This window comes from Apibacter sp. B3546 (assembly GCF_009827885.1).
GTDB lineage: Bacteria > Bacteroidota > Bacteroidia > Flavobacteriales > Weeksellaceae > Apibacter.
This window is the reverse complement of sequence record NZ_WINW01000031.1, coordinates 70,340-84,281: the sequence shown is the minus strand read 5'-3', so window position 1 is coordinate 84,281 and position 13,942 is coordinate 70,340. Positions and strand designations below refer to the sequence as shown.

Genomic DNA, 13,942 nt, shown 5'->3' with positions numbered 1-13,942 from the left:
AAAAAAAAAACTTTCTATACCTTAGAAAGTTTTTTTTATTTGGTTATTTTTTCAACTATTTTTAAAAATTGATTTTATACGTGCCGGTTACCGATCGAGTACCTGCATTACCTTTTACGTATTGTTTAATCCATTTAATGCCTGTATTCAATAAACAAGTATTATTTATCCCTGATTTTCGACTAACAGAAATAACATTTCCATTTTTATCAAGAGTATAGGAAAAAATAATAGTTCCGGAACCATTGCAACTATGTTCGGGAACTTTTCCGCCTCTTCCCATAGTGCCCGGAATGAAGCTGACTAATTTTCTTCCGTTTCCAATACCCTCGCCACCGCTTCCGTTGCCTCCTGTTTCTACTCCTTGGTTTTGACCCGGTCTTCCTCCGGTCCCTTCACCGGTTGAAAATGTTCCTGTTCCTTTACCTTTTATTAAATTTCCTAGAGCGGCATTTCCTTTGGGATTACCTCCTGTAGAACTCTTATTTCCTACACCTGCTACTGTTTTGGATTTAGTTTTATTTGGGATAGTTTTTGAGTTAATTTTAGTTACAGGTTTGGTTTTATCCTTTTTCTTAATTACCGTTTTTTTAGCAGGTTCGGGAACAATATCTTTGGTTTCGTTCTGATTGGCTAAAATAGGTTTGTTTTCATCTTCTTGTTTAGAATCTTGGGAAGATTTATCTTCAAGATTTGTTACTGATTGTACTTCTCCACCTTCACCCGATAAAACATCTTGATCAATAGGCTCTTCATCCCCTAAACCCACTTCATCAGTTCCAAAATTAGCACCCATATCATCCATATCAAAGTTAATATCAATATAAGCAGGGGGAGTCATAGTTAAAAAAACGGTTTTATAAGTTAAAATAAATGATAATATGGCGGCTGAAATTATTAGAGTAATAATACCGCTAATTAACTTCTCCTTTTTATTATCATAATACTTAATTTTATAACTATCACTCATAGCTTATTTTTCCTCTTGAGTATGCGGATTCGTCGCAATTAAAACTTTGTATTTATTTCTATTGGCAATATCCATTAAAAAAACAACATCTTTGTGTAAAGCCTCTTCATCTGCTGCAATAACAAAAGTAGGAGATGGATTGGCGTTAAATATCGTTTTTAAGGTGGGCTCGATTTCGTTTTTAGCTATTAATTTTTTATTTAAAAAATATTTTCCATCCATAGAAACCCCTATATAAACTCTTTCAGCGGGCATTTCCTGACCTTTGGCAGTTGGCAATTTTATATTTAAAGCAGACTGATTTGCAGATGCAGTAAGCATAAAAAATGTAAGCAATAAAAATATTACATCTGTTATGGATGCCATGCTGAATTCCGGAGTAACTCTATTTCTACTTCGTAATTTCATAAATTAATGAGTAACAGGTTTGTTTAATATATCCAGAAAATCAATAGCGGTAAGCTGTAATGCATGTACACTTCTATCAATACGAATAACCAAAATGTTATAGAATAAATACGCCAATAAACCAACAATTAATCCCGCAGCAGTATTTGCCATAGCAGAATAAATACCACCGGCTAACATTTGAGCGCTGGCTTGATCTTGTGCGCTGGTAGCAAAGAAAGCAATGATCATTCCGATTACCGTACCCAAAAAACCTAGCATGGGAGCGGCTCCTGAAATAGTACCTAAAACACCTACATTTTTTTCCAATTCAAAGATTTCCAACTGAGCTGTGTTCTCTATAGCATCACTAATATCCCGAGTAGGTTTACCAATTCTCATTAATCCTTTATAAAGCATTCTTCCTTCAGGGGTATGAGTTCTTTTGCATAAATCTAAGGCTGCGTTGATATTACCCTGATGAATAAGATCTTTAATATCATTAAGAATGGAAGAATTTTTATTGGAAAACTTTTTTAAGGTTAGAAAACGTTCAAAGAAAATATAAATAGAAAGCATGAAAAGCAAGAAAAGGCAGATCATTACAAATATACCTATAGGCCCCCCATGTGTAAACATTTCTAAAAGGGAAAATTGTTTTTCATTAATTTCTCCACTTTGTGCAAGTATTTTTTCTGCGGTCTTTAAAGAATCATTCATATAAATCCTTTTTTGTATAAAAGTTTTTTAAATTATTTGTGCAAAGGTAGGAATTATTGTTAGTCTTTTCTTAAATATAATCATATAAGATTAGAAGTAAAATGGTATCTTCGCGTTGTTAATTCTTAAAATGAATGAGAGATACTAACACTAGTAAAGGAAAAGAATTTATAGCTGTCATTCAGGATAATAAAACAGGTAAGGTTTTAACATCCGGTCAATGCACCTATGCGTTGCTAAAAAAAACTCAGGCAGAAAAAAAAATTTATTTTGTTGGTGATTTTTTTGATGATTTATACACAGCAGAAGAATTTTTATGGAACAAAGATAAGACTGTGATATTAATCAAAGTTAAAACCAACAAAGATTCAGATAAATATTTACCAACAACTGATTTCTTGGAAGAAAATAGAAATTCCTATTCCTATTTAAGTATTTTAGAAAAAAAAATAGGAAAAAGCATTAAAGGAGAAAAACAAAATACACATATTACTACTGTTTTAAAGAAAGGCAAATCCAAAATTGCGCAAAAATTTGGAGAAGAAGCAGTAGAGTTGGTAATTGAAGCAGCTAAGGAAAACGATAAATTATTTAAAGATGAAGCCGCAGATGTTTTTTATTATTATCTGATATTGCTGCAGGAAAGAGGATTTTTATTAGACGATATTTTAAAGCAATTAAAGCTACAACGAAGAAAAATTTAAAGTTCTTCCTCCTTAATCTGTTCAATTTCGATTCCTGCCTCCCTTAAAAAATCAATGCCACTCGTATCAGAATACTCATTGATATATACCAAACGCTTAATACCTGCCTGATGAATCAATTTGCTGCATTCGCGACAAGGAGAAAGTGTAACATAAAGAGTAGCTCCTATGCAGGATTGTGTAGATGCAGCCACTTTAAGGATGGCATTAGCTTCAGCATGCAAAACATACCATTTGGTAGTTCCCGTTTCGTCCTCGCATATATTTTCAAAACCTGTAGGAGTACCATTATATCCGTCAGAAATAATCATACGGTTTTTAACAATTAAAGCTCCTACCTTCTTTCTTTCACAATAAGATAATTTACCCCATTCTTGAGCCATGCGTAAATAAGCAATATCATATTTTGTTTTCATAAGCTAAAAATACATTTTTTTACTAAAAGGCTTAACTAATTTATTGATACTTTTTTATTTTTTTAACAGTTATTAAAAAGGGAAATACAGATATATAAAAAAAGTATTTATGAATAATTTAAATTATTTGGAATAATTATTGTCATAAACAAAAGATAAAATATGTTATAATTAAATAATAATACATTTAACACGGAAAAATTTTGTTATGGAAAATCTATTAGATTCATTAAAGAAAATTATTACACCCGAAGCTGTTTCTAATATATCTTCAGAATTGGGAGAAGATACAGGAAAAGTTACATCAGCAATAAAAACAGCCGTTTCCAGTTTATTCGGTGCAGTTCTAGAAAAAGGTAATGATAATAAGTTAGAAAATATATTGAAACAAGCGGGAAATATTCCTTCTATTTCTAATGTAAAAGGATTGTTTTCCGGACAAGCAGATGCTGAAACACAAAAATTAAGTTCAGGCTTTTTAAATAATCTTTTTGGGGATAAATTAGGAAACTTTTCTTCTCTGATATCTTCTTCATCCGGCTTAAAAAGTGAAAGTACCACTAAACTAATGGGAGTAATATCTCCATTAGTAGCAGGATTTTTAGGACAAAAATTATTAGCAGGAGGAAATTTCAAAGGCTTATTAGGACAGATAAATTCAGAAAAAAATGGTTTTTTATCATCAATACCTTCAGGTTTAGCCGGTATTTTAGGTGTTTCTTCAATTTCAGGATTAGGAGATTCTTTTCTTAACAAAGTTTCATCTCAAACTAAAGAAACTGCAGAAAACGTTAAAGAAAAAGTAGAAGATACCTATCATGAATATAAAGATAAAATGGAAAAACATTCCGGTGGCGGTTGGTTAAAATGGCTTATCATATTTTTACTTGCGGGTATTCTAATCATTTGGTTATTTTCTAAAAATGGATGTTCTAAAGGGAAAGGTACTACAGCTCCGGTAAACGATTCCATCCAAAAAGTAGAGCCTAATGCAAATAATAGAGACACAGTTTCAGCTAATAGTACTAATCCAACAGATCATAAAATAAAAGAATTACTTCCGATTACGTTGCCAAGTGGAACAGTTATCAATGCTTTTCCCGGAGGAATAGAAGACAAAATGGTCAATTTTTTGCAATCCGATGAATATAAAAATGCTACCAACGACGATTTAAAAAATAAATGGTTTGATTTTGATGCCATCAATTTTGAATTTGGAAGCGGAACAAAACTAACCCCTGAATCTGAAACACAAGCAAAAAATATTGGAATTATACTTAAAGAATTTCCTGATGCAAAAGTTAAAATTGGAGCTTATACCGATAAAAAAGGAAATGACCGAGATAATTTAAAATTATCACAAGAAAGAGCAAATACTGTAAAGGAAATATTTATTAAAAATGGATTTGGAGATAGAGTTGACGGAGCTGAAGGGTATGGTTCCAAATTTGCAACAGTTGATGCAAATGCTTCCGATGAAGAAAGAGCTAAAGACAGAAGAATTTCTTTACGTTTTGAAAAATAAAATTTAGACAATTAATTTAAAAAAACTATTATATAACTGTAGCAATAGGATAAATATGTAAGAATCTAATAAATAAGAGTAAAACCTTAAGAATTCTATTCGTAACCCATTCTTTATTTTATATAAATGAATGGGTTTTTTATTTCTTGTAATTTAAGAATAATGTAAACTCAGCACATACTTAAATAGTCTATTTAAATGCAGAGCAAGAACAGAATATATAAAGTAAAGCACGCTATTTAATTACGCTCATAATTAAATAATAATCTAAATATAAATTAAAGAAAAACATAAAATCGGCTGAAATATTTTGTATTATAAAAAGATAATTAGTATTTTTGTTAAAATAATTAAGTAAAGTGAAAGCAATATTTTTAAATAATATATCTTGGTGGTGGTGCTCTCAGCTTCAATAGCCGTGGGCAGTAAGGTGTATTATTTTAAATAAAATAGTAAAAGAATAAGAAAAACCTACCGTGTTCACGGTAGGTTTTTTTGTTTTTTGAAATGATTAATTACATAAAATGAAAAAAAATGAAGCATACATATAGTGTAAACCAAGAAGGTTACTATGGAGAATTTGGAGGAGCTTATATTCCTGAAATCCTTTATGAAAATGTGGAAATTCTAAAAAACAATTATTTAAAAATATTAAATGACCCAAAATTTCAAAAAGATTACCACGATTTACTAAGAGATTATGTAGGAAGGCCTTCACCTTTATATTTGGCAAAAAGACTGTCTCACAAATACGGATGTAAAATCTACTTAAAAAGAGAAGATTTAAATCATACCGGAGCGCACAAAATCAACAATACAATAGGTCAAATATTATTGGCGCAAAGAATGGGTAAGACCCGAATCATAGCTGAAACCGGAGCGGGTCAACATGGAGTTGCCACGGCTACAGTTTGTGCTCTAATGAATATGAAATGCGTAATTTACATGGGAAAAGTGGATGTGGAAAGACAAAAGTTGAATGTTGAAAAAATGCAAATGTTAGGAGCAGAAGTACTACCCGTGACGAGTGGAAATATGACCTTAAAAGATGCTACTAATGAAGCAATTCGCGATTGGTGTTCAAATCCGAAAGACACGTATTATATTATAGGTTCCACCGTAGGACCTCATCCTTATCCGGATATGGTTGCTCGTTTACAATCAGTCATCAGTGAAGAAATTCGCAAACAACTGTTAGAAAAAGAACAAAGAGAAACCCCCGACTATTTGATAGCATGTGTAGGAGGAGGAAGCAATGCTGCCGGAACCATCTATCATTTTTTAAATGAACCTTCGGTAAAGATTGTCTTAGCTGAAGCAGCAGGAAAAGGATTAAACTCCGGAGAATCTGCTGCGACGATCCATTTAGGAAGATTAGGAATCATTCACGGAAGCAAAACATTACTCATGCAATCAGAAGATGGACAAATAGAAGAACCGTATTCTATATCGGCCGGATTGGATTATCCGGGAGTAGGTCCCCTTCATGCCCATTTGTCAAAAACCAAACGTTCGGAAGTTCTGGCAATCACAGATGAGGAAGCTCTAGATGCAGCCTTTGAATTAACAAGATTAGAAGGTATAATTCCCGCCATTGAGTCGGCACATGCCTTAGGAGTATTGAAGAAAAAGAAATTTAAAAAAGAAGATATTATTGTGATCTGTCTATCGGGAAGAGGAGATAAAGATATGGAAACATACATAAAAGTTCAGGAAAATCGAAACGAATAAAATATGAAAATACAGGTAAAAACTAAGAAATTATTAGCAGACTTACAAACTCCGGTGGGAATATATTTAAAAATAAGGGATGCTTTTCCTGAATCTGCCTTACTCGAAAGTTCTGATTTTCATGGTGGAGAAGACAGCTCGTCTTTTATTGCGATGGATCCTTTAGCTAAATTTAAAGTTAAAGACTATGAAATTACAACGGAAATAAACGGGCAAACAAAAATCAAAAATTTAGAACAACCTTTAGTTAACGAATTCGATGATTTTATTAAAAGCTTTCAATTACAAGGAGAGAATCCTGCTAAAATTAATGGTTTTTTTGGATATACTTCCTATGATAGTATTCAATATTTTGAATCGGTTGATCCTAAAAATAAAAAATATGAAAATGCGGATATTCCTGAATTATTTTACATTTTTTACCGATTTATATTAGTTATTAATCATTTAAAGAATGAATTAACCATAGTTGAAAATATTCCCGAAGGGGGAAAATCAGATATTCATCAACTAGAAGCCTTATTGCAAAATAATAATTTTGCTTCCTATAATTTTAAGATCAAAGGAGATGAAAAAAGTTTTATTTCCGATGAAGAATATATAGAGTCTGTAAAAAAAGGGATTGCACATTGTAAAAGAGGAGATGTCTTTCAGATTGTTCCTTCACGGTGTTATTCACAAGCATTTACCGGCGATGATTTTAAAGTATATCGAGCGTTACGATCCATTAATCCGTCTCCCTATCTTTTTTATTTCGATTTTGGTTCTTTTCGAATATTCGGATCATCCCCCGAAACGCATTGTAAAATAAACAAAGGACGAGCATATATTGATCCTATAGCCGGAACTTATAAAAGAACCGGAGATGATGAAAAAGACAGAAAACTTTCAGAAAAACTCTTACAAGATGAAAAAGAAAATGCAGAACATGTTATGTTGGTAGATTTAGCAAGAAATGATCTGAGCCGAAATTGTCATGAGGTCCAATTAGAGTTTTTTAAACGAGTACAGTATTTTTCACATGTAATACATTTAGTTTCGCGTGTGAGTGGAATTGTGGATGAAAATAAAAACAGTATTTCTGTATTTGCAGATACATTTCCTGCAGGAACCTTATCCGGAGCACCCAAAGTTAGAGCCATGCAATTGCTGCACGATATAGAAAAACATATGCGGGGAATATATGGAGGATGTATCGGGTATATTGGTTTAGACGGAAATTTAAATCAAGCAATTACCATCCGGTCATTTTTAAGCAAAAATAATGTATTGTATTATCAAGCAGGGGCGGGCGTTGTATCCAAGTCAAATCCCGAAGAAGAGTTAAAAGAAGTAAATAACAAGTTAGGAGCGCTTAAAAAAGCAATTGATCTGGCAGAAATTTTAAAAAATTAATTATATATGAAAGCTTTACTTATTATCGATATTCAAAATGACTATTTTGAAGGAGGAAAAAATCCTCTAAATAATTCTATACAAGCTTGTGAACAAGCAAAAAACATTTTAGAAAAGTTCAGAAAAGAACAATGGCCGGTAGTCCATATACAACATGTATCTTCACGGTCGGATGCTACTTTTTTTCTTCCTCATACTCAAGGGGTAGAAATACATTCCCATGTTAAGCCGAAAGACGAAGAAAAAGTCATCATCAAGAATTTTCCAAATAGCTTTATAAATACAGATCTTCAAGATACTTTAAAGAAACTTAAAGTTGATGAACTTGTAATTTGCGGAATGATGACCCATATGTGTGTGGATGCAACTACAAGAGCAGCAAAAGACTTAGGATATACATGTACTTTAATAGGCGATGCTTGTGCAACCCGAGATATTGAAATTAAGGGAGAAAAAATACAAGCTAAAGAAGTTCAAAATTCATTTTTAGCAGCCTTAAGTTATTACTATGCCGATGTACAAACGGCTAACCAATTCTTAAATTCATGTTCTAAGTAAATATACAATGAAACTATTGGTTTTAGATAATTATGATTCATTTACCTATAATTTGGTTCACTTAATTAAAGAATTGAATTATACGGAAGTAAATGTATTTAGGAACGATCAAATCGCGGTATCAGAAGTAGCAGACTATGATAAAATAATATTGTCACCGGGACCGGGAATACCTTCCGAATCAGGAATATTGCTCTCATTAATCAAACAATATGCTCCAACTCATTCGATTCTAGGGGTGTGCCTAGGAGAACAAGCTATAGGAGAAGCTTTTGGTGCTAAATTGACCAATTTGGAAGATGTGTATCATGGAGTAGCAACGAAAATAAGAATAATAGATGAAGACTATATATTCAAAGGCATTTCTGAAGAAATGGAAGTTGGGAGATACCATTCGTGGATTGTAGATAATCAAAATTTTCCGGATGAACTTCAAATTACGGCCGTCGATCATGATAATCAAATTATGGCTATAAAACATAAGCATTATGATGTCCACGGAGTTCAGTTTCACCCTGAATCCATACTTACCCCGAAAGGCAAAAACATTTTAAAAAATTTTTTAGAAAATTAAGTTGATATGAAACAACTATTAAACAGACTCTTTGAGCATCAATATTTAAACCGAGAAGAAGCGAAAGAAGTATTGACTAAAATGGCCGCGAAAGAATATAATGAATCTCAGATTGCCGCTTTTATAAGCGTTTTTCTTATGAGAAATATTAGCATCGATGAATTTTTCGGTTTTAGGGATGCCCTTATGGATTTATGTACGAATGTTTCATCATTAGCCGCATATGATCCTATAGATATCGTAGGTACGGGAGGGGATAATAAAAATACGTTTAATATTTCTACTCTTTCTTGTTTTGTGGTAGCCGGTGCCGGATATAAAGTTGCAAAGCATGGAAATTATGGTGCAACTTCTGTTAGCGGAGCTTCCAATGTGATGGAACAACACGGAGTTAAATTTACTGCAGATATCAGTAAACTTGAACGATCATTAGATCAATCCAACCTTGCCTTTTTACATGCTCCTTTATTCAATGATGCCATGAAGGTGGTAACACCCATAAGAAAAGCATTAGGAGTTCGTACATTCTTTAATATGCTGGGACCTGTAGTGAATCCAATAAAGCCTAAAAGAAATGTATTAGGAGTCTTTAATCTTAAAATGTCTCGTTTATATTATTATATCTATCAAAATACCGATTGTAATTATACGGTCGTACATAGTTTAGACGGGTATGATGAAATATCCTTAACCGATAATTTTAAAGTGGTTACCCATTTAGGGGAACATATCTATTCTCCCGAAGATATCGGTTTGGAAAGATGTACGCAACCGGAGTTGGACGGAGGAAAAACACCTGAAGAAGCTTCAAAAATTTTTGATAATGTATTAAATAATCAAGCAACCAAAGCCCAAAAAAATGCTGTGATAGCTAATTCGGCATTTGCCATACACAATATAAATCCCAAATTAACTATTGAAGAATGCATCAATCAAGCGAGAGAATCGTTGGAAAGCGGAAAAGCGAAACAAACCTTTCAAAAGTTTTTAAGCCTGAATAATTAGGTTTAATAAGAATAAAAAAGATGAAAAAATTAGTACTTATAACATTTATCTTGTGGAATATAGTATCCTATTCACAAATAAAAGAAAGAGATCAAAACTTAATTGGATTTTGGCAAGGTACAGAAAAAGGAACTCGAGAAGGAGGAATACGTAACTATTGGATTAAGCAACGGAATATTGACGGAACTTTTCATTTGTTGAAAATTCAATTGTTGGGAGGAACTGAAGAAAGAGCAATTGTAGATAAAGGGGAATGGTGGAAGGAAAAAGGTAATTATTATGAACTTCATTTTACTAGTAAAACAATTGATACCTATTTTTATTATTTTCCTGATCAACAACAAGTTCAGTTTAGAAGAGGACAAATAAACGGAAATTCTGTTGATTTAGATGATGAATTTGTAGAAAAAAAAGTAGTTGATGAGGATAATCACTCATTCATTGAACCATAAAAGAAAAAAAATGCCTACTATTTTAGATAAAATTATTGATTGTAAAAGGATTGAAATTGAAAAATCAAAAAGGAAAATTTCAATTAAAGATCTGGAAAATAAAATACAAAATGTAAAGAAAAGACAATCGTTTAAAGAATCCATACAAAGATCTTCAACCGGTATAATTGCAGAATTTAAACGTCGATCACCCTCGAAAGATTGGATTTTTAAAGATGCAAAAATAGAACAAATTATACCTCTTTATTCTGAAAACGGAGCAAGTGCTATATCCATTCTCACCGATACTGATTTTTTTGGAGGTAATTTGCAGGATTTGGTTAATGCAGAAGCCATTACACAAACTCCCCTTCTTCGTAAAGATTTTATGATTGATGAATACCAACTTTTTGAAGCTAAGGCTTACGGTGCAAGTGCAATATTGTTGATAGCCGCAGCTTTAACTGTTGAAAAAACTAAAGAATTGGCAAAACAAGCTAAAAATCTTGGATTGGATGTGTTGTTGGAATTGCATCATGAAAAGGAATTAGATTATATTAACGAATGGGTAGATGTAGTAGGAATTAATAATCGTAATTTAAAAACCTTCGTTACGGATGTACAAGTTTCATTTGACATGGTTAATAAAATACCCCCTGAGTTTTTGAAAATTTCTGAAAGTGGAATATCTTCTTCTCAAACTGTAAAAGACTTAATGCTAGCCGGATATAAAGGATTTTTAATGGGTGAAAATTTTATGAAAACGAATAATCCCGGTAAAGCTTTACAAGATTTTATTGAAGAACTTACATAATCATACCAATTAATAGATGAAAATTAAAGTTTGTGGGATGAAATATCCTGATAATATTGAGCATCTTTCTCTAGTACCTATAGATTATATGGGATTTATATTTTACCCGAAATCCTTACGTTATATAGATAAGATACTCCCCAAAACCATTCTTTCACAAACTAAAGATATTTTGAAGGTTGGGGTCTTTGTTAATGAAAAAATAGAATTGATTTTCCATAGGATTGAAAAATATAAGTTGGATGTTATCCAACTTCATGGATTGGAACATCCAAAATATTGTTCAGATCTCATAAAAAGTTTTCCTAATATAAAAATAATTAAGGCTTTTAATGTATCATCCCCTAATGATTTGCACAGTACAAATGAATATAACTCAGTTTGTGACTTCTTTCTGTTTGATACTAAAAGCACGCAATATGGAGGCTCAGGGAAAAAGTTCGATTGGTCGTTGATGGATTTTTATACAGGTGAACTTCCTTTTTTTTTAAGTGGAGGTATTTCAATGGAAGATGTAGGTAAAATTAAAGAAATAAAGCATCCGAAATTATATGGTTTGGACTTAAACAGTAAGTTTGAACTAGAACCGGGAAGAAAAAATATTGAATTAATAAAAGAATTTATAGAAGAAATAAACTATGAATAGAATAAAGCAATTATTTAATAAAAAACAGAAAGGCATTCTTTCCATTTATTTTACGGCCGGATATCCGAATCTTGCCGATACTGGTAAGATCATAAAAGAGCTTGAAAAAAACGGCATAGATTTAATAGAAGTGGGTATACCCTTTTCAGACCCTATGGCAGATGGGCCGACCATTCAGGAAAGCGGCACATTGGCCTTGAAGAATGGAATGAATTTAAAATTGCTTTTCGAACAAATTAAAGAAGTGAGAAAAGAAGTTGAATTGCCGTTACTATTAATGGGATATCTAAATCCTATTATGCAATACGGAATTGAAAATTTTTGTAAAAAATGTAAAGAAGTCGGTGTAGATGGAGCAATTATACCTGATTTGCCTTTTAATGATTATAGTACAAAATATAAATCGATTTTTGAAACTTATGATATAAAAGTTATAATGCTTATAACTCCCGAAACATCAGAAGAAAGAATTCGCTTGATTGATGAAAATACGGATGGATTTATATATATGGTTTCATCTGCCTCAACAACGGGAGCGCAAAAAAGTTTTGATGATAAAAAAGTAGAATATTTTCAAAAAATTAATTCGATGAAATTGCGTAATCCTCGTTTAATAGGGTTTGGTATTTCTAATAAAGCTACTTTAGAAGTCGCACAATCTTATGCTAACGGCGCTATCATTGGAAGTAAGTTCATTACCTTGTTAAAAGATAATAAAACAATAGAAAAAGCGGTTCAAGAATTAAAAAACACTTTAAAAACTTGATGGGTTTTTTAGTTTTTAAGTTTTTGGTTAATACCCTTTATCTTTTCATGGAAAAAATATATGTTCATTTTTCGGTTGCAGTACAATCTTCGCCTGAACTAATTTTAACGAAAAATTATTTTAAAATATATTTTTAACTAGTCAGTGTATTTCTGTTTATCCTTATAAAAAGGGATTTACAGAGAAAGAGGGTAGATTAAAAAATACTTTTTCCATGGATCAAAAAAAAATATTTTACAAAGCCTTATTAGAAAGGGATAGTTCATTTGAAGGAACTTTTATTGTTGGTGTTAAAACTACCGGTATATTTTGCCGTCCTACTTGTTCAGCACGAAAACCTAAATTTGAGAATGTTGAATTTTTTTCTTCGACTAAAGAAGCTTTAAGTAAAGGATATAGAGCATGTAAAATATGTCATCCTATGGAAAGGAATGGTGAGACGCCGGAATTTATTCATAAATTATTACAACATTTGGAAGACAACCCCAATATTAAATTAAAAGACTTTGATATAAGGAATTTTGGAATTGAGCCAATAAAAGTTAGAAGGTGGTTTCTTAAAAATCATGGAATTACTTTTCATGTGTATCAAAGAATGTATAGAATAAATGAGGCATTTAAAAAATGTAAAGAAGGTAATAATATCACACAAATTGCCTATGACTCAGGATTTGAATCGTTGAGCGGATTTAATGAAACTTTTAAAAAAATAACAGGAATTACACCTAGAATGAGTAAAGAAAAACAATTAATTAATCTTACCCGCTTGGCAACCCCTTTAGGTACTATGATTGCTTGTGCCTCAGAGAAAGGCATATGTTTATTGGAATTTTCGGATCGTAAAATGTTAGAAAGAGAGCTACAATTAATATCAAAGCGTTTTAATACTTCTATTGTGCCAAGTGAAAATAGTTTATTTAAACAATTAAGGCAACAATTAGACTCATACTTTGAAGGTACTTTAAAAGAATTTACAGTTCCATTAGACTGGGTTGGTTCTGATTTTCAAAAAGAGGTATGGAAGGTCCTTCTTCAAATACCTTACGGAAAGACTTCAACTTATGCCATTCAAGCAAAACGTATCGGTAAGCCCTCTTCTGTTCGAGCGGTTGCAAATGCTAACGGTATGAATATGATTTCTATATTGGTTCCTTGTCATAGGGTCATTGGTTCGGATGGATCTTTAACAGGTTATGGAGGAGGACTGTGGAGAAAGAAAAAATTATTAGAGTTAGAAGCAAAAGGTTCGTTACAATTAAAATTGTTTTGATATTAGCAATATAACAGACTATATAGTATA

The 13,942-nt window shown here is 31.9% G+C and carries 16 protein-coding genes; 12 read left to right on the top strand and 4 right to left on the bottom strand.

The genetic code is table 11. The features are described from left to right. Window positions 1–61: 61 nt before the first annotated feature. Genes GFU93_RS05615 through GFU93_RS05605 form a run of 3 tightly spaced genes read right to left on the bottom strand, consistent with a single transcriptional unit; the run spans window position 62 to window position 2,077 of the window. On the bottom strand, window positions 62–970 hold the full coding sequence (locus GFU93_RS05615; RefSeq protein WP_160567908.1) for a ferric siderophore ABC transporter substrate-binding protein: 909 nt from the start codon (window positions 968–970) through the stop codon (window positions 62–64). Window positions 971–973: 3 nt separating this feature from the next. Further along, the gene (locus GFU93_RS05610; protein ID WP_160566225.1) at window positions 974–1,378 is read right to left on the bottom strand and encodes a biopolymer transporter ExbD; all 405 of its coding nucleotides are present in this window, start codon (window positions 1,376–1,378) and stop codon (window positions 974–976) included. 3 nt (window positions 1,379–1,381) lie between these two features. After that, a complete protein-coding gene (locus GFU93_RS05605) occupies window positions 1,382–2,077 on the bottom strand; it encodes a MotA/TolQ/ExbB proton channel family protein (RefSeq protein ID WP_160567906.1) in 696 nt (231 codons plus the stop codon). Window positions 2,078–2,211: 134 nt separating this feature from the next. Between GFU93_RS05605 and hisE the strand changes: the two genes are divergently transcribed. Beyond that, complete coding sequence (gene hisE / locus GFU93_RS05600) at window positions 2,212–2,781, top strand: phosphoribosyl-ATP diphosphatase (RefSeq protein WP_160566227.1); 570 nt, start codon at window positions 2,212–2,214, stop codon at window positions 2,779–2,781. Here hisE and GFU93_RS05595 read toward each other — a convergent pair. Next, a complete protein-coding gene (locus GFU93_RS05595; protein WP_105296502.1) occupies window positions 2,778–3,197 on the bottom strand; it encodes a dCMP deaminase family protein in 420 nt (139 codons plus the stop codon). The genes hisE and GFU93_RS05595 overlap by 4 nt on opposite strands. A 208-nt stretch (window positions 3,198–3,405) precedes the next feature. Between GFU93_RS05595 and GFU93_RS05590 the strand changes: the two genes are divergently transcribed. The 11 genes from GFU93_RS05590 (at window position 3,406) to GFU93_RS10210 (ending at window position 13,912) form a co-directional block, all read left to right on the top strand. Next, window positions 3,406–4,722, top strand: a complete 1,317-nt coding sequence (locus GFU93_RS05590; RefSeq protein ID WP_160567904.1) for an OmpA family protein — start codon at window positions 3,406–3,408, stop codon at window positions 4,720–4,722. Between the two features lie 534 nt (window positions 4,723–5,256). Beyond that, entirely contained in the window at window positions 5,257–6,453 is a 1,197-nt protein-coding gene (trpB, locus tag GFU93_RS05585; RefSeq protein WP_160567902.1) for a tryptophan synthase subunit beta, read from the top strand. 3 nt (window positions 6,454–6,456) lie between these two features. Continuing rightward, window positions 6,457–7,848 (top strand): anthranilate synthase component I family protein, encoded by a 1,392-nt coding sequence (locus tag GFU93_RS05580; protein WP_160567900.1) that lies wholly within the window; start codon window positions 6,457–6,459, stop codon window positions 7,846–7,848. Window positions 7,849–7,854: 6 nt separating this feature from the next. Next, a complete protein-coding gene (locus GFU93_RS05575) occupies window positions 7,855–8,406 on the top strand; it encodes a cysteine hydrolase family protein (protein WP_160567898.1) in 552 nt (183 codons plus the stop codon). A 7-nt stretch (window positions 8,407–8,413) separates the two neighbouring features. Further along, window positions 8,414–8,980, top strand: coding sequence for an aminodeoxychorismate/anthranilate synthase component II (locus GFU93_RS05570; protein WP_160567896.1), 567 nt, complete (start codon window positions 8,414–8,416; stop codon window positions 8,978–8,980). Window positions 8,981–8,986: 6 nt separating this feature from the next. Continuing rightward, window positions 8,987–9,985 carry an anthranilate phosphoribosyltransferase gene (gene trpD, locus GFU93_RS05565; RefSeq protein WP_160567894.1) on the top strand — a complete coding sequence of 333 codons (999 nt, stop codon included), beginning with the start codon at window positions 8,987–8,989 and terminating at the stop codon, window positions 9,983–9,985. 20 nt (window positions 9,986–10,005) lie between these two features. Then, on the top strand, window positions 10,006–10,437 hold the full coding sequence (locus GFU93_RS05560; protein ID WP_160567892.1) for a hypothetical protein: 432 nt from the start codon (window positions 10,006–10,008) through the stop codon (window positions 10,435–10,437). Next, complete coding sequence (gene trpC / locus GFU93_RS05555; RefSeq protein ID WP_255448652.1) at window positions 10,406–11,230, top strand: indole-3-glycerol phosphate synthase TrpC; 825 nt, start codon at window positions 10,406–10,408, stop codon at window positions 11,228–11,230. The genes GFU93_RS05560 and trpC overlap by 32 nt, the downstream gene beginning before the upstream one ends. Before the next feature lie 16 nt (window positions 11,231–11,246). Then, on the top strand, window positions 11,247–11,876 hold the full coding sequence (locus GFU93_RS05550; RefSeq protein WP_160567890.1) for a phosphoribosylanthranilate isomerase: 630 nt from the start codon (window positions 11,247–11,249) through the stop codon (window positions 11,874–11,876). Beyond that, window positions 11,869–12,642 (top strand): tryptophan synthase subunit alpha, encoded by a 774-nt coding sequence (gene trpA / locus GFU93_RS05545; RefSeq protein ID WP_160567888.1) that lies wholly within the window; start codon window positions 11,869–11,871, stop codon window positions 12,640–12,642. The genes GFU93_RS05550 and trpA overlap by 8 nt, the downstream gene beginning before the upstream one ends. A 214-nt stretch (window positions 12,643–12,856) precedes the next feature. Next, on the top strand, window positions 12,857–13,912 hold the full coding sequence (locus GFU93_RS10210) for a bifunctional transcriptional activator/DNA repair protein Ada (RefSeq protein WP_160567886.1): 1,056 nt from the start codon (window positions 12,857–12,859) through the stop codon (window positions 13,910–13,912). The last annotated feature ends 30 nt before the right edge of the window (window positions 13,913–13,942 follow it).

Coding starts and splice junctions, on each gene's coding strand:
- GFU93_RS05550 (WP_160567890.1), top strand. CDS start 11,247: ATGAAAATTAAAGTTTGTGGGATGAAATATCCTGATAATATTGAGCAT.
- GFU93_RS05595 (WP_105296502.1), bottom strand. CDS start 3,197: ATGAAAACAAAATATGATATTGCTTATTTACGCATGGCTCAAGAATGG.
- trpB (WP_160567902.1), top strand. CDS start 5,257: ATGAAGCATACATATAGTGTAAACCAAGAAGGTTACTATGGAGAATTT.
- GFU93_RS05560 (WP_160567892.1), top strand. CDS start 10,006: ATGAAAAAATTAGTACTTATAACATTTATCTTGTGGAATATAGTATCC.
- GFU93_RS05605 (WP_160567906.1), bottom strand. CDS start 2,077: ATGAATGATTCTTTAAAGACCGCAGAAAAAATACTTGCACAAAGTGGA.
- GFU93_RS05610 (WP_160566225.1), bottom strand. CDS start 1,378: ATGAAATTACGAAGTAGAAATAGAGTTACTCCGGAATTCAGCATGGCA.
- trpD (WP_160567894.1), top strand. CDS start 8,987: ATGAAACAACTATTAAACAGACTCTTTGAGCATCAATATTTAAACCGA.
- GFU93_RS10210 (WP_160567886.1), top strand. CDS start 12,857: ATGGATCAAAAAAAAATATTTTACAAAGCCTTATTAGAAAGGGATAGT.
- trpC (WP_255448652.1), top strand. CDS start 10,406: ATGAGGATAATCACTCATTCATTGAACCATAAAAGAAAAAAAATGCCT.
- GFU93_RS05570 (WP_160567896.1), top strand. CDS start 8,414: ATGAAACTATTGGTTTTAGATAATTATGATTCATTTACCTATAATTTG.
- GFU93_RS05615 (WP_160567908.1), bottom strand. CDS start 970: ATGAGTGATAGTTATAAAATTAAGTATTATGATAATAAAAAGGAGAAG.
- hisE (WP_160566227.1), top strand. CDS start 2,212: ATGAGAGATACTAACACTAGTAAAGGAAAAGAATTTATAGCTGTCATT.
- GFU93_RS05590 (WP_160567904.1), top strand. CDS start 3,406: ATGGAAAATCTATTAGATTCATTAAAGAAAATTATTACACCCGAAGCT.
- GFU93_RS05575 (WP_160567898.1), top strand. CDS start 7,855: ATGAAAGCTTTACTTATTATCGATATTCAAAATGACTATTTTGAAGGA.
- trpA (WP_160567888.1), top strand. CDS start 11,869: ATGAATAGAATAAAGCAATTATTTAATAAAAAACAGAAAGGCATTCTT.
- GFU93_RS05580 (WP_160567900.1), top strand. CDS start 6,457: ATGAAAATACAGGTAAAAACTAAGAAATTATTAGCAGACTTACAAACT.